A 24210-nucleotide genomic window follows, 5' to 3' on the forward strand; every position below is an offset into this window, starting at 1 on the left:
GGTTTGAGGCCGGCGGACTGCACGATGGGAGCCAAACGCCGCAAGTCGGATTCCAGCGCCGACTTCAACGCGGCGGGAGTACCGCCCATCACCGCGGCGCCATCCCGTTCGATTTCGGCCTTGACCTCGGGGCGGCCCAACACGTCGTTCAACGCCTTGTTCAGTTCGTTGATGGTCCGGTCCGGGGTGCCGGCCGGCGCGATGACGCCGTACCAACTGACGTGCTGATAGCCGGGGTAGCCGGCCTCGGCGACGGTCGGAACATCCGGCAAGACCTTCACGCGTTCGGCCGACGTGACCGCCAATCCCCGCACCTTTCCGCCCTCGATGTATCCCCGCATCGTCACGCTCGTGCCGACCCAGGCCGACAGGCGGCCGCCCAGCATGTCGGGCAAGCCTTGGGCAATGCCGCGATAGGGAATCAGGTTCAGGCTCGACGTCGAACGTGCTTCCAGGTCCAGCATGGCGATCTGGATATTCGTGGTGGGATAACCAATGCTGACGTCGCCCGGTTTGGCTTGCGCCTGACCAACGAAATCCGCAAGCGTGGCGGGTCCGTTTTCGGCGACGGCGACGATATAGGGCGTCGACAGGACCAGGCCGACCGGCTTGAAATCCTTCAGCGGGTCATAAGGCAGGCTCTTGTAGATGAGCGGGTTCACGGCGATATGGTCGACCAGCGTCAACCCCAGCACGCGTCCGTCGGGGTCGGCGCGCGCCACCGTCTGCAGCGCGATGTTGCCGTTGGCGCCGCCCTGGTTCTCGACCACGATGTCCGTGCCCAGCGCCTTGCCCAGCGGGCCCGCCAGCAGCCGGCCCAGGCGGTCTCCGCCGCCGCCCGGGGGAAACGGGACGATCAGCCGCATCGGCTTCCCGGAAAACGTCGATTCGGCATGCGTTGCGGATGGCGCCAGGCTTAACGCGACGGCGCACGAAATCAGCGCCAGCCCGCTGGCGCATAGACGACGGAACGTGAACAGGCTCATGCTTGTCTCCTTGGATCCGCGCCGGGTGGCGGCGGAAGGCTTCTTGAAGAAGCTCGAATGGGCAAATCAATGGTGTGCGTGCGGCCGGCCATGGGCACCGGACCGCACGCATGGCTTATCGGTGGGCGTCGCTGCCCAGCAAGGCCTCGCGGAACCGGCTCCTCAGGTAAGGCCCGTCGCGCGGGGGAAGGGCAGTCGGTTGCGGCGCGGTGCTGACCTTGATGGCGGCCAGGACCGGCCGCGGCGCATGCAGGATGTCCTGGGCGGCGGCCTCCAGTTCGGCCTCCGTGCGCACCAGCAGCGTCGTGTCGAAACCGCAGGCTTTGGCCACCGCGGCGATGTCCACGCCGCGCCCGGCATGGGCGGGCTGCATGCCGGTCTCGGCGTAGTGCTCGTTGTCCACCACGACCACGCTCAGGTTCGGAACGGCGTGGACCGCCACCGTGGCTAGCGACCCCAGGCCCATCATCATTTCGCCATCGCCGACAAAAACGATGACGCGGTTCGCGGGGCGGGCTTGCGCCAGCCCCAGGCCCACCATCACGGCCCCGCCCATTGCGCCCCAAAGGTAGAAGTTGCGGGGACAATCGCCGGCGGCCGCCAGGTCGAAGGTTGGATTGCCCAAGCTGGAGATGGCCAGCGCGTCGCCGCGGTCGCGCAGGATCCGCGACACCACTGCCCGTCGGTCCAGCATCGCGGTGTTGTGCTCTTTCATGGATGTGCGCTCACTTGTTGAAGTTCTTGGTACCGATGACGCGTTGGCCGATCAACACGGCGACGCTGCGTCCGGTCTGGTAGGCGAAACGCGCGCCGGCGTCGACGTTGGCGGCGATCTCTTCCGCCTGGTCGGCGCGGTAGACATACACGCCCGAAGCTTCCAACACGGCCTGGGTCGATTTGCCCATGGCGATCTGCCAGGGATTGAACTCGCCCCATTCGCCGCGCATGGTCACGATCATGAAGAGCGGCATGCGGGCTTCATGCTGCAGGGAAAGCATGTTGATGCAGTTGCCGACGCCGCTTGATTGCAACAGCAGCGCGGCGCGGTCTCCGCCCAGCCACGCTCCCGCAGACATGGCCACGCCTTCTTCTTCGGTGGTGAGCGATACCGAGTGCATGCCGGGATCGCCTTCGCAAAGGCGGATGAGCGCGCTATGGCCCGCATCCGGAACATAGGAAACTTGTCGCACATCGAGCGACTTGAAGACTTCATAGATCTGCTGGGGCCAATCTGGATGTGACATTCCGATCTCAACTAACAGAGTGATTGGGGTGGGGCGCGTCGACGGCGAGCGCCTCGTGGCAATCATGGTGGATCTGATAGCTTGAATAAAGGGAATAAATATCCTGTCCAGCAGTCTATTTGGGAATGCTTTACGACGGACTGTCGCGGCCGGGCGCCGGTAGCGCGGCGCTTAGGCTTGGACGGCTAGCGGGCTTCGACCGTGAAGTCGCAGCATTCCTGGGCCAGGGCGGCCAAGGCCTGCGTGACCGCGGACACGGGTTCCTTGCGGCAAAGCGCGAAATACCGGGCGCTGGGCGGAGGGACCTCCGTGCGCAGTACCGCCAGCCGGCCGTCCCGCAGATGGTTGGCAAAATAGCCGGCAGGAAGGCAGACGACGCCAAGTCCTGCGACAGCCAGGCCGGCGATGGCGATCAGGTTGTCGATCGCCAGCGAATTCGAATGGGTCATGCGTTGCTGCAGCCAGTTTTCGCACAACACGCTGATCACCGATTCGCTAGACTGGCCAAGAATCGCCATCTTGCCGATCTCTTCGATGTTGAAGCACCGGGTCTGGTCAAAGGTATTCGGGTTGCCCATCCATTGGAACTCCACCAGCGACAGCGGCAACGCGTCGAGCTCCGGATGCAAATACATCTCGGGCAGGAACGCCAGATCGATTTCGCCGGCCAGCAGCAGGCGCTGCAACCGGCCGCTCAGGTCCAGGCGCGGTTGCAGCTGCAGGGAAGGGTAGCGGGCGCGGGTCTGGCGGATCAACGAAGAAATCCAGGTCATCGCCGTCATCTCGGTGATGCCGATCCTGACCGTTCCCGTCATGGTCGGGTTGCCCGCCAGCTGCACCAGGATGGAATCCCGCTGCTGCAGCATGTTCTTGGCATAGTCGTAGATGCTTTGCGCGCGGTCGGTCAACACAAGCCGGTGGCCCACGCGATCGAACAGCGCGATTTCGAACGTGCTCTCGATCTCCTGGATGCGCTTGGTGATGGCGGACTGGGTGGTATGAAGCCGCTCCGCGGCAGCGGTGAACGTGCCAAGCTTGACCGTCCAGTAGAACGCCTCTACCTGTTTTATCGTGATCACGGTTGTGCTCATGAGCCCAAGAACGCGCCCGATTCTACTGGAGCGGGGACTGGACGGAGGGATCTCTCCAACGCATAAGGCGTAATACGCATAATGTGTATTATGTAAAGTAAGAGTTATGGGTTTCCAGCCTACTCCTGGCCTGCATCCGCCGCCCTTGGCCTTTCATCGTCCCATTCAAGCCCTGGAGTCAAAACCCGGCTGCCGCGCCCGCGCTTAGCCACAGTGCCACGATCAGCACCGCACCCGCCTTGCGCCGTGGCTTTGCCGCGGCCGAAGCCATCCACGCTTCGGCCTGGTCCCTGCATTCGGCAAGGCTCAGTGGATAGGCAACCACGAACACGCCTACCGCCTTCGCATGCCAAGGTGCGCGTTGGGTTGCTTGCCAGCGAACAGAGCGCGTCACGCCGTCCCGTTTGGTTCGCTTGGCCCAGACCTTCAGCTGTTCTCGAGCGTGCATGGGTTTACTGGCGTCTTAGAACAGAATCGGCATCCTGAAATGTTGCTCCTGCCAATCCGCGATCACCCACTATTCAATAATTCAAGAATCGTTGTATGATTGATCCATGAATGAAGATCAAGCAGTTTTCGCCCTTGGTGCCCTGGCCCACACCCAACGTCTTCGCGTGTTTCGCGCGCTGGTGGTGGCTGGCCTGGGGGGTCTCACGCCCAGCGTCCTGGCCGACCAGCTTGGCGTTGCGCGCAATACCTTGTCCTTCCATCTGAAGGAGCTGTCGCATGCCGGCCTCGTCACGATCGAACAGCAAGGCCGGAACCTGATCTACCGCGCCGACTTCTCGCAAATGAATGGGCTGCTCGGCTACCTCACCGAACACTGCTGCCAAGGCGCGCCCTGCGAGGCTTCCGACCCCGGCGCCTGCACCACTTGCTGATTTCCCCACCGCTGCTGCCAGGATTTCCTCATGTCGCACTCCCCTTTCAACGTGCTGTTTCTTTGCACGGGCAATTCCGCCCGCTCCATCCTGGCTGAAGGCCTGCTCAGAGGCCTGGGAGGCGACCGCTTCCAGGCCTATTCAGCGGGCAGCACCCCCAAAGGCGAGGTGCATCCACTGGCACTTGCCACGCTGGGCTCCTTTTCGTTGCCGGCCGACGGTTACCGGAGCAAGAGCTGGGACGAGTTTGCACAGCCGGGCTCGCCCAACATGGACTTCATCATCACGGTCTGCGATAACGCCGCCGGGGAAGTCTGCCCCGTGTGGCCGGGCCAACCCATGACGGCGCACTGGGGCATCCCTGACCCTGCGGCAGTCGAAGGAACGGAGGAAGGCCGTCGCAAGGCCTTCCATGACGCCGCGCGTGTACTCAAGCGCCGCCTTGAGCTATTCCTGTCTTTGCCCATCGACCGCCTGGACGCGATGTCGCTGCAGGCCGAGTTGCGCGGTATCGGCAAAGCGCGGGAGTAATCAATGTCGTCCAGTACACAAACCGCGCCCGCGCAGCCAACGCGCGGCGGGCTGAGCGGCTTCGAGCGCTACCTGACGCTCTGGGTGTTTCTCTGCATCGTCCTGGGCGTCGCCCTGGGCCAGCTCATGCCTGCGTTATTCCAGGCCATCGGGCATCTTGAAGTCGCGCAAGTCAACCTGCCCGTGGGCATGTTGATCTGGGTGATGATCATCCCGATGCTGCTGAAGGTGGATTTCGGGGCCCTGGGTCAAGTCAAGCAGCATTGGCGTGGCATTGGCGTCACGCTATTCATCAACTGGGCGGTCAAGCCTTTCTCCATGGCGTTCCTGGGGTGGCTGTTCATCCGCCAGGTCTTTTCGCCCTGGTTGCCTGCCGACCAGCTGGATAGCTACATCGCGGGTTTGATCCTGCTTGCCGCGGCGCCGTGTACGGCCATGGTGTTCGTGTGGAGCCGGCTGACGGGTGGCGATCCGGTGTTCACGCTGTCGCAAGTGGCCTTGAACGACACCATCATGGTGTTCGCCTTCGCGCCGATTGTCGGCCTGCTGCTCGGGTTGTCGGCCATTACCGTGCCGTGGGACACGTTGCTCGTGTCCGTTGGACTCTACATTGTGATCCCGGTCATCCTTGCTCAGCTGTGGCGCCGCATGCTGTTGCGTCGCGGGCAAGTCGCTTTCGAGGCGGCGTTGGCGCGGATCGGTCCGTTTTCCATGGCCGCGCTCTTGCTGACGCTGGTGCTGCTGTTCGCGTTCCAGGGCGAGGCCATCATTGGCCAGCCGCTGGTGATCGCCATGCTCGCGGTGCCGATCCTGATCCAGGTGCTCTTTAATTCCGGGCTGGCGTACTGGCTGAATCGCCGCGTGGGAGAAAAGCACAGCATCGCTTGCCCGTCAGCGCTAATCGGCGCCTCCAATTTCTTCGAGCTTTCCGTCGCGGCCGCGATCAGCCTGTTCGGATTCCAGTCGGGGGCCGCGTTGGCGACGGTGGTGGGCGTGCTGATCGAGGTGCCGGTGATGTTGTTGGTCGTGCGCGTGGTGAACCAGTCCAAAGGCTGGTACGACGCGGGCACCCGTCGGAGCTGAACGGTGGCAGGAGCACCGGTCCGGGTTGTCGGCACGCTGGGAATCGCCCAGACATTGGCCTGGGCATCGTCTTACTACCTGCCTGCCATGCTGGCCGCTCCCATGGCCGATGAACTGGGCGTTCCAACGCCAACGGTCTACGCGGCATTCTCCGGCGCGATGGTGGTGTCGGCACTTGTCGGCCCCTTGGCAGGTCATGCGATCGACCGTCACGGCGGCCGCAGCGTCCTTGTCGGCACGAGCGTGATATTCGCGTTGGGTTTGGCCATGCTGGGCTCGGCCCAAGGCCTTTGGGCAATGGTGGCCGCCTGGCTCATCCTTGGCTTGGCGATGGGTGCCGGCCTGTACGAAGCCGCCTTCTCCAGCCTGGTTCGCCTGTATGGACACCACGCCCGTGGCGCGATCACCGGCATTACGCTGATTGCCGGCTTTGCCAGCACCGTCGGCTGGCCGCTATCGGCGTGGATGGAAGCACGGTTCGGCTGGCGCCAAGCATGCTTTGGTTGGGCGGGCATGCACTTGCTGATCGGCTTGCCGCTCAATGCCTGGCTACCGAGACTGCCCACTCGGCCAAACGTCGAAAGGCCGGTCATGGCGGCACCAAGGGTAGCGGTTTCCTCCCCTGCTCCTGCTCCCCCACCCCAGCGCGCAGGGTTCGCAACCGCCCTCCTTGCCTTCGTCTTCGCAGCCACTTGGTTCATCAGTACCGCCATGGCGACGCACTTACCGCGCATGCTGGAGGCTGCCGGCACCACCTTGGCCGCGGCGGTGGCAGTCGGTGCACTTATCGGTCCTGCACAAGTGGCCGGCCGCGTGCTGGAGTTCGGATTTCTGCGACGCGTTCATCCCTTGCTGTCAGCACGGCTGGCGGCGCTGGCGCACCCTGCTGGGGTGGCGGTGCTGCTGATGGCGGGGCCGGCAATGGCGCCGGTTTTCGCGATCCTCCATGGCGCCGGCAATGGCATCCTGACTATCGCGAAGGGCACCTTGCCGCTGGTGCTATTTGGCTCGCAGGGGTACGGCGCGCGCCAGGGTTGGCTGATGATGCCCGCGCGGGTTGCGCAGGCGGCGGCTCCGCTTCTTTTCGGCCTGGCACTGGACGCATGGGGGGCCAACGCGTTGTGGTTGTCCGGCGCCATCGGGGTGGCTGCCTGCGGCGCGCTGATGCTGTTGCGCGCCCAGCCAGCCGGCCATTGACGTTTCAGTTTTGCATCAACAGAGGTATTGCATGAGTTCCACCACCCGTCATCACAACCCGCTCAGCGACACGTCGCGCAACGCCGATCTGCCCAATATCGACCCGTCGTTGCTGGAGCAACCGTCCACCGCAGCGCTATTCTCGCCCCAGCGGGCGACTCATGCGCCGCGTTTCCTGGTGCTGTATGGGTCGTTGCGCGAGCGTTCCTACAGCCGCCTTGTTGCAGAAGAATCTGCGCGGTTGCTCCAAGCCCTGGGCGGCGAAACCCGCATGTTCAACCCATCCGGGCTGCCGCTGGTCGACGACGCCGACGACAACCACCCCAAAGTCCGCGAGCTGCACGAGCTGGTTCAATGGGCCGAAGGCATGGTGTGGAGCTCGCCGGAGCGCCACGGCGCCATGACGGGTCTGATGAAGACGCAGATCGACTGGATTCCCCTGTCGATGGGGGCCGTTCGTCCGACCCAGGGCAAGACGCTTGCCGTGATGCAGGTATCGGGCGGATCGCAGTCCTTTAACGCCGTGAACCAGATGCGGGTGCTGGGCCGATGGATGCGGATGCTGACCATACCGAACCAATCGTCGGTGGCCAAGGCCTACCAGGAGTTCGACGATGCGGGGCGCATGAAGCCTTCGCCCTACTACGACCGCGTCGTCGACGTCGTCGAGGAATTGATGAAGTTCACCTTGCTCACGCGGGATGCCGCGCCGTACCTGGTGGACCGCTATAGCGAGCGCAAGGAATCCGCCGCCGCCCTCTCCAGCCGGATGAAACAAGGCTCGATATAAACGGTTTTCGGGGCGTCCAGCACCGGCGCCATGATGTGGCGTCGGTATTCTTATTCCATTTTCTTGGGCGCAACACACACAGCGCCTTTGCGGCGCTGTGATTAGATGGTGCTGGTTGGCAGGCAACTGATATTCAATATTGGTATTTTGAAAGCGCAAGGCGCTTGGCCCTTGAATAATGGTTTTACTCGAACGGGATGCGCTGAACCTGTTTGGCCATTATTAATGGCGGCAAATGAAAATATCACGCGGTTTTGGTGGGATTGTCCTGCCGCGGTACCTGCATCAGCGCCCTGCCCTTGGATCGGGTCCGTGCGCTTGCGGCAAGGGCTTTCAGCCCCGTTGCTCCGCATGAACTGGCCCTATTTCTATAATATAAAAGTGTATCAATTAGCGCCAGTTTTCCCGCTTGGATGGTATCCGTTGCGCGGAATAAAGCAAGGCGGTTGGTATCCAGTTTTTCTTACTAGATAATAAGGATGGTATCCCTACATTAATTCTTGGTATTGCAAAAAAATTGGTATACATTGCGTCCTTTTTTTCGACAGCCCATTTCGTCCGCGCAGATTGGATCGTTACGTAATTATACGTTTACTGCTATCCGGTAATGCCTGGACATTAGTTTATTAATCGAGAAATAGGACCCAAGTTTTGATATACGGCACAAGAAAGTGGCTGACCGCGACGCTCGCGCTGAGTACCTCCTATTGCGGTGGCGTTACGGCTGCCGACCTGACCGTTTCGCCAGGTAATACGCAGCTATTCGATGGCTCGGCCAGCTTCCCTGGCGGCATCGATGTGAATGGCGGCACGGTGGTGATCGGGGGCAACGGCGGGGGCGCCGGCGTCACGATCAATGGAAACGTCAATGCGGCATCCAACGGCATCGTCTCGGGCTTCGGCTCGATCAATGGCGTTCTGAACGTGACGGGGAATGCGCGCGTTGCGCCCGGCTATTCGGTCGGTACACCGACCGGCGTCTCCAATGGCAACCTGGGCGTCACCGGCAACCTGTCGATGAGCAATGCCGTGTTCGACTTTGAAACCGGTTATGCGGGGCTGCCGATCACGCAACCGGGCACGGGCGACAACATCACGGTCGGCGGCAACGTCGCGCTGAACAACACGACCCTGAACGTCTCGGTGAACACCCTGGGTGTCAACGCCGGCTACTACCGGATCATGTCCTACGGCGGCACGCTAAGCGGCAATGGCTTGTCCCTGGGCACGGTGACGGGCGACTCCGTGCCTGCGGCGACCATCCAGTCGCTGACGGGCGACAAGCAGATCAACCTCATCCTGGGGCCCAGCACGACCAACCTGTGGAACGGCAACGGCGCGGCCTCTGCGACGCGGGCGGGCGGCGGCAATGGCACCTGGAGCGCCAGCAGCGCAAACTGGAACAGCCCGACCAACGCCACGGGCGCCCTGCCCGATGGCGGCTACGCCATTTTCACCGGCGCGACCGGGACCGTTACGGTTGACGGCAGCGCCGGCCCGGTCCGCGTCTCGGGCATCCAGTTCGCCACCGACCGGTATCGTCTGCAAGGCGCGCCCATCACGCTGGTCGGCAGCGGCGGCAACCCGCCGGTCCTGGTCGTCGGCGACGGCACCTATGCTTCCGGCCAGTTCGTCGACACGATCGACAACCCGCTACAAGGCACGCAGGGTTTTGTGAAGACGGGCCCGGGGTCGGTGATTCTGACCGCGGACAGCAGCGGCCTGACCGGCCCCATCCTGATCGCCGACGGCGCCCTGGAGATCGACGGCAAGTTGAACGGTCCCATGGATATCGGCCGCGAAGTCGTGCTGGCGGGCGTGGGCCAGGTAGGCACTACCACGCTCTACCCCACTGCGGTCATCTCGCCGGGTAATGACGGTTCGCCCATCGGCACGTTGACGGTCAATGGCAACCTCACCTTTGGCGAAAACACCATCTACCGCGTGCATGCCGACCCGGCCAGCAGCGCCAGCGACCGCATCCACGTCACGGGCGTGGCCTACCTGGACGGCACCGTGGCGCACGTGGGGCCGGACGGCAACTATGCGCCGCGCACGACGTACAACATCCTGACGGCCGACGGCGGCATACAGGGCCGGTTCACGGGCGCTTCCAGCGCGTATGCGTTCCTGACGCCCTCGCTCAGCTACGACGCCAAGAACGCCTTCATGACGCTGACCCGCAACGACGTGCCGATCGGCAGCGTGGGCGAAACGGGCAACGAAAGCAGCGTGGGCGGCGCGTTGGACAAGGAAGATCCTCCTGCAACCGGGAATGGATCCTCGTCGACGGGGAATGGATCGACGTCGACCGGAAATGGATCGACGTCAGCCGGCAATGGCGCTTCATCGACCGGCAATGGAACGTCATCCACCGCGAACGGGTCGACCACGACCGAATCGCCGGTGGTCGGGAGCGGCATCGCAGCGGGCAAGGACACGGGCGCCAGCCAGGTGACGGCGGCCGTCCTCACCATGACGCCGGGCGAAGCGCGTTCGGCCTTGAAGATGCTGTCGGGCGAAGCGTACGCCAGCACCGCCAGCGTGTTGCAGAGCCAGGCGGACACCGTGCGCACGCTGCCGCTGGCCCACTTGCGCGGCAACCTTGACGCGCCGACGCTCGCCGGACGTCCGACGGCCCAGTTGGGTGCATCGTCGTCCGACGCGTTGCCGCAAAGCGCCGCGTCTCCGGTCTGGGCGCAGGCGTTCGGCAATTGGAGCAAGTTCGGCGGTGACGGCAACGCGTCCAGCGTGAGCCAATCGGCCGGCGGCCTCTTCGTCGGTGGCGACGGCGCCGTCGGCGGCGGCTGGCGCCTGGGCGGCGCGCTCGGCTACATCGGCAGCCACAATACGATTGCCGATGCGTCGTCGCGCACCAACGTCGACAGTTATACGGCGACGTTGTTCGGCGGACGCAATGTCCAGGCCGGAGCCGGCCACTTCCGCTTCATGGCGGGCGCGGCCTACACCTGGCACGATATCGACGCGAAACGCGACGTGGCGGCCGGCAGCCTGAACCAGCGGCTTGAGTCGTCCTATCACGCCTCGTCGACGCAAGTGTTCACCGAACTGGGCTACAACCTGCCGCTGGGCGATGCCTACACCATCGAACCCTACGCTGGCCTGGCGTGGAACCAGTTGCGCACGCGCGACTTCCAGGAATCGGGTGGTTCGGCCGCCCTGCACGGCGCCGGAAACACCGATGACGTGACCAGCACGACGGTGGGCCTGCGCGGTGCATGGCAATTCGGTTCGGACTTTGCCCCGGGCCGCCTGACCGCGTCCCTGGGCTGGCGCCATGCCATGGGTGATGTGAAACCCAGGCAGCAACTGGCTTTCGACGGCGGCAGCACGTTCTCGGTGACGGGCGTTCCCATTGCGCGCGACGCGGCGGTGCTCGGCCTGGGCGCCGAAATGGCCATCACGCGCAACACGACCGCGGGCATCGCCTACGACGCGCAGTTCGGTGGCGGCAACCGCCAGCAGTCGGGTCAGTTGAAGCTGGCCATGCGCTTCTAGGCCAGGGCCGGAAGGCGCGCAGGCGTCGCGATTGCGGCGCCTGCGCCCAGACCTGGCGCCAGGCCGCCTTCAGGCGGCTTGGCGTGCGGTTACGCCGGCCGGGTTCCACCGACGGCCCGGGACGGCGGCCAGCAATGCCTGCGTATACGGATGCGCCGGGTTGCCGAAGACCTCCGAGCAAACCCCCTCTTCCACCACCCTGCCGTCCTTCATGACGGCCACGTGGTCGCAGACCTGAGCGGCCACGCGAAGGTCGTGCGTGATGAATACGATGGACAACCCCAGTTGCTGGCGCAGCCGCGCCAGTAGCGCCAAGACCTGCGCCTGCACGGACACGTCCAATGCCGAGACCGGTTCGTCGGCGATCAGGACCTGCGGCCGCATGGCCAATGCGCGCGCCAATCCCACGCGCTGGCGCTGCCCGCCCGAGAATTCATGCGGAAAACGCCGGATGGCGTCCGCCGACAATCCGACCAGCTCGAAAAGCTCTTGCGCCAGCGACAGCGCCTCGCGCCGGGGCATGCCGTGCACCATGGGGCCCTGGGCCACGATGTCGCCGACGCGCTGGCGGGGATTCAACGATCCATAGGGGTCCTGGAACACCATCTGCACCAACTTGGCATGCGCGTGCCGCGCGGAGCCCCCTTTGAAAGCCAGCGGCTTGCCGGCCAGCGAGATGCTGCCGGCATCAGGCGGCAGCAAGCCCAGCAGCGTGCGGGCCAACGTGGATTTGCCCGACCCGCTTTCACCGACGATCCCGAGTGTCTGACCCTCGCGCAGGGTCAATTCCACACCGTCCACGGCATGCGTCACGCGGCCGGGCCGTCCGAACCAGCCACGCTTGCGATAGGTCTTGGACAGCGCCTTCGTGGCCAGGATGACCGGCGCATCGGCGTCCAGCGTCGATCGGACCTCGGCGGGCGCCAGCGGCGGCACGGCGGCGATTAAGGCGCGCGTGTAAGGGTGCTGGGGGTGTTCCAGCACCTGGTCGGCGGTGCCGCTCTCCACGAGCACACCGCGTTGCATTACGGCGACGCGGTCGGCGATTTCGGCCACCACGCCGAAGTCATGGGTGATGAACAGCACCGCCGTGCCCTTGCGGCGCTGCAGGTCGTGTATCAAATGCAGGATCTGCGCCTGCGTCGTGACGTCCAGTGCCGTGGTGGGCTCGTCGGCAATCAGCAGCGCCGGTTCCAGCGCCAGGGCCATGGCGATCATGGCGCGCTGGCGTTGGCCGCCAGACAGCTCATGCGGATAGGCGTTGACCGCCTGCGCGGGGTCCGGCAAGCGCACGGAATCCAACAGCTCCAGCGTCCGCCGGGCGATTTCGGCCCTTCCCAGGCGTGTGTGCGTGCGAAAGACCTCCCCGATCTGGTCGCCGATGGTGCGCAGCGGATTCAGCGCGGTCATCGGTTCCTGGAAGATCATGCCGATACGCCGGCCGCGCAGACGGCGCAACGCGTCCGGCGCCAGTTGCAGAAGGTCTTGCCCTTCCCAATGGATCTGTCCGCCGCTGGCATGCACGCCTTGCGGCAACAACCCCAGGATGGCGCCTGCGGTCAGGGACTTGCCCGACCCGCTTTCCCCGACCACGCACACGATTTCGCCCGCGTTGACGCTTAGGGTAAGGTCCTTTAACGCGTGGGGCCGGTCGGCGCCGGCCGGAAGGTCCACGGTAAGGTTCTGGATGCGCAGCAATTCGGTCATGAGCGTTTCAGCCTGGGATTGAGGGCGTCGTTGATCCCCTGCCCCACCAGCGATATCGCCAGGACGGTCAGCAGGATGGCGACGCCGGGAATGGCGGATACGTACCATTGCACCCGGAGGACTCCCCGGCCGCCGCCGATGAGATTGCCCCAGGAAGGCACGTTGGGGTCGGACAGGTTCAAGAAGGCCAGCGCGCTTTCCAGCAGGATGGCGGTGGCCATGATGACGCTGGCGTATACGATGACGGGCGGCAAGGCGTTGGGCAGGATTTCGCGGAAGATCAGGCGCAGGTCGCCCATGCCCAGCGCCCGGCCCGCCTGGACGAATTCGCGGGCCTTGAGCGTCAGGAACTCAGACCGCGTCAGGCGCGCCACCGGTGGCCATGACACCAGGCCGATTGCCAGCACGACCGTATGCAGGTCGGAACCGAACACCGCCACCAGCACCAGCAGCAACAGGAAGTTGGGCAGGATCTGGAAGGCTTCCGTCACGCGCATCAGCAGGTCGTCGATGGCCCCGCCGTAATAGCCGGCCACCGCGCCCAGCGTCACCCCGATCAGCACGGATAACAGCGTGGCGACCAGCCCGATCGCCAGCGTGACGCGCGCGCCGTGCAGGATTTGTGAGGCGATGTCGCGCCCGACCTGGTCGGTGCCCAGCAGAAAGCGCGCATTCTCGCCAGGCCATTGCAGCGGCCTGCCGGCCAGGCTGAGCGGGTTCTTCGGGTACCACAGGCCTGCGCCCAACGCGCCGGCGCACACCAGCGCCAGCAGCACCAGCCCCAGCACGGCGATGGGGCTATGGAAATATCGGCGTATCGTTTCCATGGTTCAGCTCCGGGCAATGCGGGGATCAAGCCGCGCATACAGCAGATCGACCACGAAGTTGATCGTGATCACCAGCAGCGCCGACACGAACACGATGCCCAGCAAGGTGTTCAGGTCGCGTTGCACCACCGATTCGTAGGCCAGCCGGCCCAGGCCGGGCAAGGCGAAGACGCTTTCCACCACGACCGAACCGCCCAGCATCGTGCCGGCCTGCAGGCCCAGCAGCGTGATCATGGGCAGCAGCGCGTTGCGCAGGATGTGCCGCGCGACGACGGCCGTTTCGCGCAGGCCTTTCGCCCGTGCCGTGCGCACGAAGTCGTGCGTGGACACTTCCAGCATCGACGCGCGCATGATGCGTAAGTAAGTTGCCAGGAAGATCAGCGCCAGCGTGGCGGTGGGCAGCACAAGGTGCCAGGCGATGTCCAGGATGCGCGCCCAGCCGGTGTAGCCCGAGGCGATAGTCTCAAAGCCCCCCGCCGGCACCCAGTCGAGCCACACCGCGAAGACGAAAATGCCCATCAGCCCGAACCAGAACGACGGCGTGGCGCAGAACACCAGGCCCAGCGTGGAGATCAGCGCGTCTGCCCAGCCATTGACGCGGCGCGCGGCAATCACGCCCAGCGCCATGCCGCCGGTAAAGGCGAAGGCCAGCGCCGACCCCATCAGCAGCAGCGTGGCAGGCAGGCGTTCGGCGATCACCGTCGATACCGGCTTGCCGTAGATGGCGGAGTAACCCAGATCCAGGTGCACGAGCCGCCACAGGTAGTTGCCCAGGCGCGAGGTCGTGGACTGGTCCAGTTCATAGTGCGAACGCAGCGACGCGATGGTGACGGCGTCGGCGCCACCGATCTGCGCCACCAGCGCGTCCACCGTATCGCCCGGCGCCAATTGCAGCAGCAGGAACAGGCCCGCCAGGATGATCAGCAGCGCCGGCGCGGCGGCCGCCAGCCTGCGGGCGGCCAAAGTCAGGAAGCCCATGCCCGCGTCCTAAGCCGAGAGCCAGGCGTCGTGCCAGTCGCTGGACGGCCAGCGCGTATTGTTGTGGCCGTTCTGCAGCTTGCGGCTGGCGACCGAATAGAACTGCCGTTCCGTCGCCATCCAGATGGGAAGTTCATCATTGACCGCCGTCACCCATTCCGCGTACAGCGCCTTGCGGCGGGCCGGGTCGATCTCGGACGCGGCATCGTCGATCAGCTTGTCCACCTTGTCCGATTGCCAGCCGTACTGGTTGGTCCACGGCGCGCCCGCGGGGCTGCCCGAGCGATACCAGACGGTGGTGGAGACGGCGGGGTCGCCGCGGTACTGGTGCCAGCCCGTGGCGATGTCGAACGTATGGTTCTTGTAGACGGACGCCAGCGCGCCGGCGATGTCGTATTGGACGATCTCCACCTTGATGCCGACGGCTTCCAGCGACTGCTGGATGAAGGTGGCGAGCAACGGCACGTCTTCGCCATTCTGGATGGGCACCAGCTTCAACGTGAAGCGCGTGCCGCCGGCGCCGCGTTGGTAGCCAGCCTCGTCCAGCAGCGCCTCGGCGCGCTTGACGTCGAAGGGATATGGCGGCTTGCTGCCGGCAGGAAAGAACGTTTCGGATGTGGACGGGATCGGACCGGTGGCGGGCTTGCCCAGTCCGTAAAGGAAGTTCTCGATGAAAAAATCGATGTCGATCGCGTGCACGATGGCGCGGCGCACGCGCACGTCGGCCAGCTCCTTGCGGCGGAAATTGAATTCCAGCGTGTTGTTGAACACGTTGGCCTCCAGCCCCTTGCTGCGGACTTCGAAGCGCGGATTCTGCTTGAGCCTGTCCAGGTCCGCCAGGGTCAGCTGCGAGTACGCGCTCAACTGCAGCTGGTCCGTTTCCAGGGCCGCGGTGGCCGCGGACTTGTCCGTGATGATGCGCCATACGATGCGGTCCAGATAGGGCTGGTCGCGGCGCCAGTAGTTCGGGTTGCGTTCGGCGATGATGAACTGCCCCCGCTGGTACTGCACGAACTTGAAGGGTCCCGTGCCCACGGGCGCGGTATTGGCCGGGTTCTCCAGCACGTCGGACCCCTCGTACAGATGACGGGGCACCACGTAGCCCAGGTCCGCCAACGCGCGCAACAGCAGATCCAGCGGCATGGGCCGGCTATAGCGGAACACGGCCGTGTGCGGGTCGGGCGTATCGACGGCCTCCAGATAAAGCTGCAAGGCCGTGCCGAAGTTCAGGTGCTTCTTCCAGAGCTCCAGCGCGTTGTACTGTACGTCGGCCGACGTGAAGGGCTTGCCGTCATGCCAGGTCACGCCTTCGCGCAGCTTGAAGGTGATGGTCTTGCCGTCGGGTTCGGTCGTCCAAGACGTGGCCAGTTGCGCCACCGGCTTGCCGGCGGCGTCCAGGTCCACCAGTGATTCGATGATCTTGCTGGTCACGATATACACGCCGGTCGAGGCGCGCAGCGCGGGGTTCAGGATGCGTTGTTCGGAGCCCAGGTGGACGTTCAGCACGCCGCCATGACGGGGGGCTGAGGTCTGAGCCAGCAACGACGTGGGGAAAGCCATCGAAGCGGCCAGCGCTCCGGATGACAGGAGGAATTCTCGGCGGGTAGTGCGCATCGGAAGGGACTCTATGGTTCTGCCTGGAAGAAGCTGCGGATCATAGGCCCGCGTTATGAGCCGCGAGAAATGCCGATTTCTCATTTGCTCATGCGTCCGTCCGGCCCCGTATGGCCGAGGCTGCGAGCAGGCACGCTCAAGCAGCGCCTTTGAAGGGCCGTCGAATGAAAATCAGATATCCACATGCGAATTCAATCGTTCTAGCCTGCCCTCGCCTGCGCCAGACTGCAGCTCTCTTCCAACGCGAATTCAGGAGCTTTGATGTCTCTCCCGTCAGTCACCGGCCTAGATCACTACATCATCCGGGTCAACGATCTGCAGGCGGCGACCGACCGCTACGTCAAGCTGGGGTTCAGCCTTGCGCCCCAAGGCAGGCACCATCGCGGCACGCGCAACCAGACCATCATCCTTGACGCCAATTACCTGGAATTGCTGTATTTCCCGGAAGAACTGAAGGCGGAATCGCGCTTTAGCGGCTATGACGACGCCTACGAAGGCCCGGTCGCCACCGCCCTGCAAACCACCGACAGCACCGCGGTGCACGCGGAACTGGCGCGTCTGGGCATCACGGCCGAGCCGCCGCTAAGCGGCGGCCGCCCCGTGCATCTGCCCGAGGGCAGCGAAGACGCCGCCTGGAACAACACGAATTTTCCGGCGGGCCTGCTGGGCGTGCCCGACTTCTTCACCTGCGGCCACCTGACGCGCCATCTCGTCTTCCGCCCGGAGTGGCAGGAACACGCCAACGGCGCGCGGCGCATCGAATCGCTGATCGCCGTCCACCCTGATCCGGCCTCGCTGCGCGCCGGCTATGAACGCGTGTTCGGGCCGATCTCTATCAGCGAATTGCCCGACGGCGGCCTGCAAGTTCGCCGCGGCAGCCTGCGCATCGACTTCCTGAGCCCCGCCGCGTTCGAACAGCGCTACCCGCGCGTGCGCGTTCCCGCCGGTTTGCCGGCATCGGCTCACGGCGGCTGGTTTGCGGGGTCGGTGATCGGCGTGCGCGATCTGGCGAAGACGCGCGCCCTGTTCGACGCCAACCAGGTGAACTACCGCGCCAACGCGCAGGGCGAACTGGTGGTGCCGCCCGAAGACGGGGCCGGCGCGCTGCAGGTGTTCGTACAAGAGGCGGCCTGACATGAGCGACGCCCTGCCCGATTACTGGGACTGCTTTTCGGCCGACTACGCGACGGCGCGCCAGGCGTTCGTCGCGGTCGCGGCCGAACGCGGCGCGGCGCTGTCCCGCCATGAACATCCCACGCTGAAAGATCCGCGCGGTCAACCGCTAAGCGTGGATGTTGCCGTGCTGGGCCGGCCCGACGCCCCGCGCACGCACCTGGCGATCAGCGGCACGCACGGGCTGGAAGGCGCGGCGGGTTCCGCCGTGCAGATCGGCTGGCTGCGCGCCGACGGTGGCAATCCGTTGCCCGATGACGTGAACGTCGTGCTGGTGCATGCACTGAATCCCTACGGTTATGCGTACGACACGCGCACCACCGAAAACAACGTCGACCTGAACCGCAACTTCATCGACCATACGCGCCCTACGCCACCCAACCCGCATTACGCCACGCTGCATCCGCACCTGATCCCGGACGCCTGGACCGAAGCCAGCCTGGAAGCCGGCGCCCGCGCCGTTGAGGCGTTCCGCGAGACCCACGGCGCCGATGCGTTGTTCAACACCACCGCCAGCGGGCAATACACGCATCCGGACGGCCTGGTCTACGGCGGCAGCGGCCCCGAGTGGTCCAACCGCACCCTGCGCCGCATCGTCGACGAACATCTGGCCGCCAGCGAACGCGTGGCCTTTATCGACTGGCATACCGGCATCGGCGAATACGGCGAACCTTTTTTCCTGTGCTTCAACGACGAAGGCAGCGCCGAGCAGGCGCAGGCCGCCCGCTGGTGGGGCGCCGAGCGCGTCCGCGACCAGCGCCCACATGGCCTGGCCCGCCCTGACTACCAGGGCCTGGTGTTCCGTGGCGTGCAACAGGCGCTGGGCGACCGCGCATTGGCCGGCGCCGTCGTCGAATTCGGCACCCGCGGCCTGCAGATGCGGCCCGCGCTCAGGCTGGACCAGTGGCTGCGCTTCAAGGCCCCGCACGCGCCCGATGCCGCCCGCGACGCCCAGTTGCGCGCCGACCTGGTCGACGCCTTCGTCCCGGTATCCAGCGTCTGGCGGCGCAGTGCGCTGGCTCACGGCCTGGCCATCACGCGCCAGGCGATCGCTGGCGTGGCCGCTTGGTAAGCCCTTTCCCTATTTCCTCTTCCTACTATTGGCAGTCATGAAAGCAATTGTTTTGCGTGAACACGGCGGCAACGACAAGCTCCGCCTGGAAACCGAATTCCCCGATCCCGTCGCCGGGCCGGACGACGTCGTCATTCGCGTGCGCGCGTCCTCCTTGAACTACCACGACGTGTTCACGCGCCGCGGCATGCCCGGCATCAAACTGCCCTTCCCCGTGATCATCGGCCTGGACGTGGCCGGCGAGATCGTGCAGACCGGCGCCAACGTGCAGGACTGGAAGGCCGGCGACCGCGTGCTGGTCGACCCGATCGACCGCGTGGACGGCGGCCTGGTGGGCGAAACTATCCACGGCGGGCTGGCCGAGCTGTGCCGCGTGCCGGCGCACCAGCTGCTGCGCCTGCCCGACGAGGTCAGCTTCGAGCAGGCCGCGGCGCTGCCGGTGGCCTACGGCACCGCGCTGCGCATGATGAACCGCATCGGCCAGATCCAGGCCGGCGAAAAGGTACTGATCCTGGGGGCCAGCGGCGGCGTGGGCGTGTGCGCGGTGCAACTGGCCAAGCTGGCCGGCGCCGAAGTCATCGCTTGCGCAGGTACGCCGGAGAAAGGCGAAGCGCTGCGCGCGCTGGGTGCCGACCACATCATCCTGTATACCGAGGAAGACTTCCTGAAGGCCGTGCAGGAACGCTTTGGCCGCCCTGCCCGCCGCCGTGGCGCCAAGTCTGGCGGCGTGGACGTGGTGGTGAACTTCACGGGCGGCGACACCTGGGTGAAATCGCTGCGTTGCCTGCGCCTGGGCGGCCGGCTCTTGACCTGCGGGGCCACCGCCGGCTTCGACCCCAAGGAAGACCTGCGCTACATCTGGACGTTCGAGCTGCAGATTCGCGGCTCCAACGGGTGGGACCGCGAAGACCTGCATGAATTGCTGGAACTGGTGCGCAGCGGCCGCCTGCACGTGGAAGTGGACCGAAGCTGGCCGCTGGAACAAGGGGCCGAGGCATTGGCATCGCTGGAAGATCGCAAGATCGTCGGCAAAGTGCTGGTGACGTCATGAGCAATGTGCTGAACGCCGCCCAGATTCAGGCCAGGTTCGACGATTCGCCCTTCATCGCGTGGCTGGGCCTGTCGGTCAGCGCCGTGGACCACGAGCGCGGCGAACTGACCGTGCTGGCGCCGATGCGGGCCGAATTCGAACGCGGCGCCGCCAGCGGCCAATGGCATGGCGGCCCGTTGGCTGCCGTGATCGACACCGTGGGCGATTTCGCCGTCGGCATGCTGTTGGGCCGCGGCCTGCCTACCATCAACTTTCGCGTCGACTACCTGCGGCCCGCCGTCAACACCGGTCTGACCGCGGTGGCGCGCGTGCGCCGCAATGGGCGCAGCGTCGGCGTGGCCGACGTGGACCTCTACAACGACCAGGGCGCGCTTGTCGCCATCGGCCGCGCCACCTACGCCACGCTCAGCCAAGGCTGAGCCGCATTACCCGATAAGGATGCCATCATGACCCAAGCCCCGCGCCTCGGACGGCGCGCCTTCCTGACCCGCACCGCCGCCGGAGGCCTGGCCGCCACCGGCCTGGGCGCACTGCCGCAGGCGCTGTACGCCGCCACCGCCCAACCGGGCTCGGACGCTGGCCCCGCCCGCAAGGGCGGGACGCTCGTCGCGACCTGGGGCGGCCTGGAGCCGCAGGCGTTGTTCGTGCCCGGCGGCGGCGGATCCAGCCCGTTCCAGACGTCCACCAAGATCCTGGAACGGCTGCTCAAGCTGGACGCCGACCTGAAATTTCAGCCGGCGCTGGCGCTTAGCGTCACCCCGGCGGCGGACTTCCGCAGCTACACCATCAAGCTGCGAGAAGGCGTCACCTGGCATGACGGCACGCCGTTCACGTCGGCCGACGTCGTCTACAACGTCCTGCAGCATTGGAAGCCGATCTCGGCGGGCATTGCGCTGAAATCGTTGACGGACGCCACTGCCCCCGACGCGCAGACGGTGGTCCTGACGTTCAATGCGCCCGTGCCGGAATTCTTCCTGAAGTCCACGCTGTCGGGCCAGTATCAGCTCTTGGTGCCCAAGCACCTGTACGACGGCAAAGACCTGATCACCAATCCGCTGAACAACACGCCGGTGGGCACGGGCCCGTGGAAATATGGCAAGTGGGTGCGCGGCAGCCACGTCGAATACCAGCGCAACGACAAGTACTGGAACCCGGGCGAACCGAACTTGGACAAACTGGTTATCCGCTGGTGGTCCGACCCGGCCTCGCGCGGCGCGGCGCTGGAAACCGGCGAACTGGGCCTGGCCTACTCCAATCCGGTTCCCGCCCGCGATATCGACCGCCTGGTCAAGACGGGCAAGGTGGTCGTGGACACGCGCGGCTACCAGAACACGGCCTGGACGGTGACGGCGGAATTCAATCAGCGCCGCGACATCGTCAACCGCCGGGAAGTGCGCCAGGCCATCCTGCACGCGATCGACCGCCAGTTCATTGTCGACACCATCTATTACGGCCGCGGCAAACCCGCCATTGCCCCCATCTTCAGCAGCAACCCCCTGTTCTTCACCGAAGACGTGCCGCGCTATCCCTTCGATCCGAAGCAAGCCGCCGCGCTGCTGGATGCCGCCGGGCTGCCCGTCAAAGACGGCAAACGCTTCACCGTGAACCTGGTGGCCGCCGCATGGTTTGAAGAGAACGCCAAGCTGGGCCAGTACCTGAAGCAGGCGCTGGAAGACGTAGGCATCGCCGTCAAGCTGGATTCGGTGGACCGCGCGACCGCGCTCAAGCGCATCTATGGCGATTACGACTACGACATCGCCGTGTCGAACTTCACCTCGCCGCTGGAACTGGTGCCGACCGTGACCCAGTTCTTCACCACCGACGGCATTGTGAAGGGGGCCGCCTTCCGCAACGCCACCGGCTACTCCAGCCCCGAGATGGATGCGCTGGTCGGCAAGCTGGCGGTCGAAACGGCGCCTGACGCCCGCAAGGCCCTGGCCGCGCAGTTCGCGCGCCTGGCCTCGACCGACGTGCCGATCGTGCCGCTGGTGGAGATCCAGTCATTCACGCTGGCCGGCAAGAACGTGCGCAACTTCACCACCGGCGCGAACGTCCAGGGCGAAACCCTGGCCGACGTCTGGCTGCAAGCGTAAGAGATCCGCCATGCCGTTGCGTTTGATCTTGCGCCGCCTGCTCCAGGCCGTTCCGCTGTTGCTGGGCGTGGTGGTGCTCAACTTCGCCCTGATCCAATCCGTGCCCGGCACGTTCCTGGACGTCATGACGGCCGAGCAACAGGTCACCGACCCGGCGCTGATCGAACGGCTGCGCGTGACGTACGGGCTGGATCAGCCGCCCACCGTCCAATTGCTGAAGTACATCGGTTCGGTCGCCCGGCTGGATTTCGGCTATTCCTACCGCCACAACCTGCCGGTGCTGGACGTGATCCTGGCCCACCTGCCGGCCACGCTGGTGCTGATGCTGGCCAGCATCGCCATCGCCGTGCTGGTCGGCATGGCGGCGGGCATCGTGTCCGCCGTGAAGGTCAACACCTGGTGGGACAGCGCGGTCTCGGCATTCGCCGTGCTGTGCTTTGCCGCGCCCAGTTTCTGGCTGGGCATCATGCTGATCATCCTGTTTTCGGTGAAGCTGGGTTGGTTTCCCGTGGGCGGCATGGTGACCATCGGGCTGGACGGCGGCTTGTGGCGGCAGGCGCTGGACGTGCTGCACCATCTGGCGCTGCCCGCCTTTGCCCTGGGCCTGTTCTATTCGGCGGCCTATGCCCGCGTCATGCGGGCGTCGATGCTGGAAGTCAGCCGCATGGACTACGTGCGCACCGCCTACGCCAAGGGCCTGACGCGTACCGCCGTGGTGCTTCGGCACATCCTGCGCAACGCGGTGCTGCCCATCGTCACGCTGCTGGGCCTGCAGCTGGGCTCGGTGCTGGGCGGCAGCATCGTGGTGGAAGCCGTGTTCAGTTGGCCGGGCATCGGCGGCGTGCTGTTCGACAGCGTCATGAGCCGCAATTACCCCGTGGTGCTGGGCATCCTGGTGCTGAGCTCCTGCGTGGTGGTGCTGGCCAACATCGTCGTCGATCTTCTTTACACGCGGATGGACCCGCGCATCAAGGCTGCCTGACATGTCCGCATCCCCTACGCTTGCCACCCTGCCCGTCGCCCGCGCCACCCCTCGCGCGACGTCGTTCGCCGCCCGATTCGTCCGCAACCGCGGTGCGGTGGCGGGCGCGGTCGTGCTGCTGCTGATCGCCCTGCTGGCCGCCAGCGCCGGCTGGCTGTATCCCACCAATCCGCTGCGCATCGTCGGCGCGCCCGAGATCTGGCCCTTCGAATCCTGGCGCTACCCGCTGGGCACGGACTCCATGGGCCGCGACATCGCCGCGCTGATCGCGCATGGCGCCCGCGCCACACTGCTGATCGGCCTGGTCGCCGCCGCGGCCGCGACCGTAATCGGCGTAAGCATCGGCGCGGCGGCCGCCTGGTCAGGCGGCTGGATCGACGAAGTGCTGATGCGCATCACCGAACTGTTCCAGATCATTCCGAACGTGGTGTTCGTGCTGACCATCGTGTCGGTGCTGGGCCCGCACATCGAAGCCATCACGCTGGCCGTCGGGCTGGTGTCGTGGCCGCCCATCGCGCGGCTGACCCGCGCCGAATTCCTGTCTTTCAAGGAACGCGAATTCGTGCAGGCCAGCCGCGCCGTGGGCATGAGCCCCTTGCGCATCGTCGCAGCCGAGATCCTGCCCAACGCATTGCCGCCCGTCATCGTGATGTCGTCGCTCGTCGTGGCGGGCGCCATCCTGTACGAATCGGTCGTCTCCTTCCTGGGCCTGGGTGACCCCAACATCGCCAGCTGGGGCCGCCTGGTCGGCGAAGGCCGCAGCCTGATCCGGTCCTCCTGGTACATCTGCGCCGTCCCCGGCGTCGCGATCATGCTTGCCGTGCTGTCTCTGAATCTGGTCGGAGACGGCCTGAATGACGCGCTCAACCCCAAGCTGCAAAAGCGTTAAGCGCCAAAACTCCCGGAATTTCCCCATGACGCATCCTCTGAAGAACCTGGGCGACCTGGCTGACCCCAGCCGCCCCGCCGCCCTGCCCGCCATCGTCGACCTGCGGGTCGCCGACGCGCCTGTCCGCTACACGCACGGCGACGTCCATCGACTCGCTGGCGGCGTCGCCGCATGGCTGGCGGCCCGCGGGCTGCCGGCCGGCTCGCGCATCGCCATCGCCGCCTTGAACCGCGCCGAATACCTGATCACCTATTTCGGCGTCATGCGCGCCGGCTTCGTGGCCGTGCCGATCAACATCAAGCAGACGCAAGAGAACATCGACTACGTGATTCGCGACGCCGGAATTGCGCTGGCCTTCGTAGACAGAGCGCGCCGCGCCGCCTTCGAAGCCACGGTGCCGGTGCTGGATTTCGATGAAGCCGGACCGCAGGGCTTTGCCGCGCAGATCGTGCCGACGGCCTTCGACACCGTCACGCCCGCGCACGACGACGTGGCGCAGATG

General features: G+C 65.4%; 23 protein-coding genes. 14 read left to right on the top strand and 9 right to left on the bottom strand.

All coding sequences use genetic code 11. The annotated features are described in order from the left end of the window. From ACO6D5_RS24580 to ACO6D5_RS24600, 5 genes are all read right to left on the bottom strand, one after another. Positions 1-986, bottom strand: a 986-nt coding sequence (locus tag ACO6D5_RS24580; protein ID WP_485826819.1) for a Bug family tripartite tricarboxylate transporter substrate binding protein, incomplete at its 3' end; no start/stop codon positions are given. 115 nt (positions 987-1101) lie between these two features. Further along, positions 1102-1701: a thiamine pyrophosphate-dependent enzyme gene (locus ACO6D5_RS24585; protein WP_315846503.1), complete on the bottom strand. Its 600-nt coding sequence runs from the start codon at positions 1699-1701 to the stop codon at positions 1102-1104. A gap of 10 nt (positions 1702-1711) precedes the next feature. After that, entirely contained in the window at positions 1712-2230 is a 519-nt protein-coding gene (locus tag ACO6D5_RS24590; protein ID WP_315846504.1) for a thiamine pyrophosphate-binding protein, read from the bottom strand. 185 nt (positions 2231-2415) lie between these two features. After that, entirely contained in the window at positions 2416-3309 is an 894-nt protein-coding gene (locus ACO6D5_RS24595; protein ID WP_485826820.1) for a LysR family transcriptional regulator, read from the bottom strand. Positions 3310-3499: 190 nt separating this feature from the next. Further along, positions 3500-3769 (bottom strand): hypothetical protein, encoded by a 270-nt coding sequence (locus ACO6D5_RS24600; protein ID WP_485826821.1) that lies wholly within the window; start codon positions 3767-3769, stop codon positions 3500-3502. Positions 3770-3875: 106 nt separating this feature from the next. Here ACO6D5_RS24600 and ACO6D5_RS24605 point away from each other — a divergent pair, with 106 nt between their 5' ends. The 6 genes from ACO6D5_RS24605 to ACO6D5_RS24630 all read left to right on the top strand — a co-directional run bounded on the left by ACO6D5_RS24605 (position 3876) and on the right by ACO6D5_RS24630 (position 11322). Beyond that, positions 3876-4202 (top strand): ArsR/SmtB family transcription factor, encoded by a 327-nt coding sequence (locus ACO6D5_RS24605; protein WP_485826822.1) that lies wholly within the window; start codon positions 3876-3878, stop codon positions 4200-4202. Positions 4203-4232: 30 nt separating this feature from the next. Beyond that, positions 4233-4733: an arsenate reductase ArsC gene (locus tag ACO6D5_RS24610; protein WP_485826823.1), complete on the top strand. Its 501-nt coding sequence runs from the start codon at positions 4233-4235 to the stop codon at positions 4731-4733. Between the two features lie 3 nt (positions 4734-4736). Continuing rightward, positions 4737-5816, top strand: a complete 1080-nt coding sequence (gene arsB, locus ACO6D5_RS24615; protein ID WP_485826824.1) for an ACR3 family arsenite efflux transporter — start codon at positions 4737-4739, stop codon at positions 5814-5816. A 3-nt stretch (positions 5817-5819) separates the two neighbouring features. Then, entirely contained in the window at positions 5820-7013 is a 1194-nt protein-coding gene (locus tag ACO6D5_RS24620) for an MFS transporter (RefSeq protein WP_485826825.1), read from the top strand. Between the two features lie 31 nt (positions 7014-7044). Beyond that, on the top strand, positions 7045-7803 hold the full coding sequence (gene arsH / locus ACO6D5_RS24625; RefSeq protein WP_485826826.1) for an arsenical resistance protein ArsH: 759 nt from the start codon (positions 7045-7047) through the stop codon (positions 7801-7803). A 651-nt stretch (positions 7804-8454) separates the two neighbouring features. Beyond that, complete coding sequence (locus tag ACO6D5_RS24630) at positions 8455-11322, top strand: autotransporter family protein (protein ID WP_485826827.1); 2868 nt, start codon at positions 8455-8457, stop codon at positions 11320-11322. A 69-nt stretch (positions 11323-11391) separates the two neighbouring features. Here ACO6D5_RS24630 and ACO6D5_RS24635 read toward each other — a convergent pair whose 3' ends face one another. From ACO6D5_RS24635 to ACO6D5_RS24650, 4 genes are read right to left on the bottom strand one after another with little or no spacing between them, the layout of a single operon-like run. After that, on the bottom strand, positions 11392-13029 hold the full coding sequence (locus ACO6D5_RS24635; protein WP_485826828.1) for an ABC transporter ATP-binding protein: 1638 nt from the start codon (positions 13027-13029) through the stop codon (positions 11392-11394). Continuing rightward, on the bottom strand, positions 13026-13856 hold the full coding sequence (locus ACO6D5_RS24640; RefSeq protein WP_315847079.1) for an ABC transporter permease: 831 nt from the start codon (positions 13854-13856) through the stop codon (positions 13026-13028). The genes ACO6D5_RS24635 and ACO6D5_RS24640 overlap by 4 nt, the downstream gene beginning before the upstream one ends. 3 nt (positions 13857-13859) lie before the next feature. Further along, positions 13860-14834 carry an ABC transporter permease gene (locus ACO6D5_RS24645; RefSeq protein ID WP_485826829.1) on the bottom strand — a complete coding sequence of 325 codons (975 nt, stop codon included), beginning with the start codon at positions 14832-14834 and terminating at the stop codon, positions 13860-13862. A gap of 9 nt (positions 14835-14843) precedes the next feature. After that, positions 14844-16448, bottom strand: coding sequence for an ABC transporter substrate-binding protein (locus tag ACO6D5_RS24650; protein ID WP_485826830.1), 1605 nt, complete (start codon positions 16446-16448; stop codon positions 14844-14846). 261 nt (positions 16449-16709) lie between these two features. Here ACO6D5_RS24650 and ACO6D5_RS24655 point away from each other — a divergent pair, with 261 nt between their 5' ends. From ACO6D5_RS24655 to ACO6D5_RS24690, 8 genes are all read left to right on the top strand, one after another. Continuing rightward, on the top strand, positions 16710-17582 hold the full coding sequence (locus ACO6D5_RS24655; protein ID WP_485826831.1) for a VOC family protein: 873 nt from the start codon (positions 16710-16712) through the stop codon (positions 17580-17582). A gap of 1 nt (position 17583) precedes the next feature. Next, positions 17584-18693 (top strand): DUF2817 domain-containing protein, encoded by a 1110-nt coding sequence (locus ACO6D5_RS24660; RefSeq protein WP_315847083.1) that lies wholly within the window; start codon positions 17584-17586, stop codon positions 18691-18693. A gap of 37 nt (positions 18694-18730) precedes the next feature. Then, positions 18731-19744, top strand: a complete 1014-nt coding sequence (locus ACO6D5_RS24665) for a quinone oxidoreductase family protein (RefSeq protein WP_485826832.1) — start codon at positions 18731-18733, stop codon at positions 19742-19744. After that, positions 19741-20163: a PaaI family thioesterase gene (locus ACO6D5_RS24670; RefSeq protein ID WP_485826833.1), complete on the top strand. Its 423-nt coding sequence runs from the start codon at positions 19741-19743 to the stop codon at positions 20161-20163. Before ACO6D5_RS24665 ends, ACO6D5_RS24670 begins: the two co-directional genes overlap by 4 nt. Positions 20164-20190: 27 nt before the next feature. Then, a complete protein-coding gene (locus ACO6D5_RS24675; RefSeq protein WP_485826834.1) occupies positions 20191-21837 on the top strand; it encodes an ABC transporter substrate-binding protein in 1647 nt (548 codons plus the stop codon). A 10-nt stretch (positions 21838-21847) separates the two neighbouring features. After that, positions 21848-22819 (top strand): ABC transporter permease, encoded by a 972-nt coding sequence (locus ACO6D5_RS24680; RefSeq protein WP_485826835.1) that lies wholly within the window; start codon positions 21848-21850, stop codon positions 22817-22819. Between the two features lies 1 nt (position 22820). After that, on the top strand, positions 22821-23708 hold the full coding sequence (locus ACO6D5_RS24685; RefSeq protein WP_315847188.1) for an ABC transporter permease subunit: 888 nt from the start codon (positions 22821-22823) through the stop codon (positions 23706-23708). A gap of 25 nt (positions 23709-23733) precedes the next feature. Then, positions 23734-24210, top strand: a 477-nt coding sequence (locus ACO6D5_RS24690) for an AMP-binding protein (protein ID WP_485826836.1), incomplete at its 3' end; no start/stop codon positions are given.

The organism is Achromobacter sp., from assembly GCF_057314935.1.

Excerpts from the sequence above, each read along its gene's own strand:
- ACO6D5_RS24585 (WP_315846503.1), bottom strand. The coding sequence starts at position 1,701 with ATGAAAGAGCACAACACCGCGATGCTGGACCGACGGGCAGTGGTGTCG.
- ACO6D5_RS24590 (WP_315846504.1), bottom strand. The coding sequence starts at position 2,230 with ATGTCACATCCAGATTGGCCCCAGCAGATCTATGAAGTCTTCAAGTCG.
- ACO6D5_RS24600 (WP_485826821.1), bottom strand. The coding sequence starts at position 3,769 with ATGCACGCTCGAGAACAGCTGAAGGTCTGGGCCAAGCGAACCAAACGG.
- ACO6D5_RS24605 (WP_485826822.1), top strand. The coding sequence starts at position 3,876 with ATGAATGAAGATCAAGCAGTTTTCGCCCTTGGTGCCCTGGCCCACACC.
- ACO6D5_RS24610 (WP_485826823.1), top strand. The coding sequence starts at position 4,233 with ATGTCGCACTCCCCTTTCAACGTGCTGTTTCTTTGCACGGGCAATTCC.
- arsB (WP_485826824.1), top strand. The coding sequence starts at position 4,737 with ATGTCGTCCAGTACACAAACCGCGCCCGCGCAGCCAACGCGCGGCGGG.
- arsH (WP_485826826.1), top strand. The coding sequence starts at position 7,045 with ATGAGTTCCACCACCCGTCATCACAACCCGCTCAGCGACACGTCGCGC.
- ACO6D5_RS24635 (WP_485826828.1), bottom strand. The coding sequence starts at position 13,029 with ATGACCGAATTGCTGCGCATCCAGAACCTTACCGTGGACCTTCCGGCC.
- ACO6D5_RS24640 (WP_315847079.1), bottom strand. The coding sequence starts at position 13,856 with ATGGAAACGATACGCCGATATTTCCATAGCCCCATCGCCGTGCTGGGG.
- ACO6D5_RS24645 (WP_485826829.1), bottom strand. The coding sequence starts at position 14,834 with ATGGGCTTCCTGACTTTGGCCGCCCGCAGGCTGGCGGCCGCCGCGCCG.
- ACO6D5_RS24650 (WP_485826830.1), bottom strand. The coding sequence starts at position 16,448 with ATGCGCACTACCCGCCGAGAATTCCTCCTGTCATCCGGAGCGCTGGCC.
- ACO6D5_RS24655 (WP_485826831.1), top strand. The coding sequence starts at position 16,710 with ATGTCTCTCCCGTCAGTCACCGGCCTAGATCACTACATCATCCGGGTC.
- ACO6D5_RS24660 (WP_315847083.1), top strand. The coding sequence starts at position 17,584 with ATGAGCGACGCCCTGCCCGATTACTGGGACTGCTTTTCGGCCGACTAC.
- ACO6D5_RS24665 (WP_485826832.1), top strand. The coding sequence starts at position 18,731 with ATGAAAGCAATTGTTTTGCGTGAACACGGCGGCAACGACAAGCTCCGC.
- ACO6D5_RS24670 (WP_485826833.1), top strand. The coding sequence starts at position 19,741 with ATGAGCAATGTGCTGAACGCCGCCCAGATTCAGGCCAGGTTCGACGAT.
- ACO6D5_RS24675 (WP_485826834.1), top strand. The coding sequence starts at position 20,191 with ATGACCCAAGCCCCGCGCCTCGGACGGCGCGCCTTCCTGACCCGCACC.
- ACO6D5_RS24680 (WP_485826835.1), top strand. The coding sequence starts at position 21,848 with ATGCCGTTGCGTTTGATCTTGCGCCGCCTGCTCCAGGCCGTTCCGCTG.
- ACO6D5_RS24685 (WP_315847188.1), top strand. The coding sequence starts at position 22,821 with ATGTCCGCATCCCCTACGCTTGCCACCCTGCCCGTCGCCCGCGCCACC.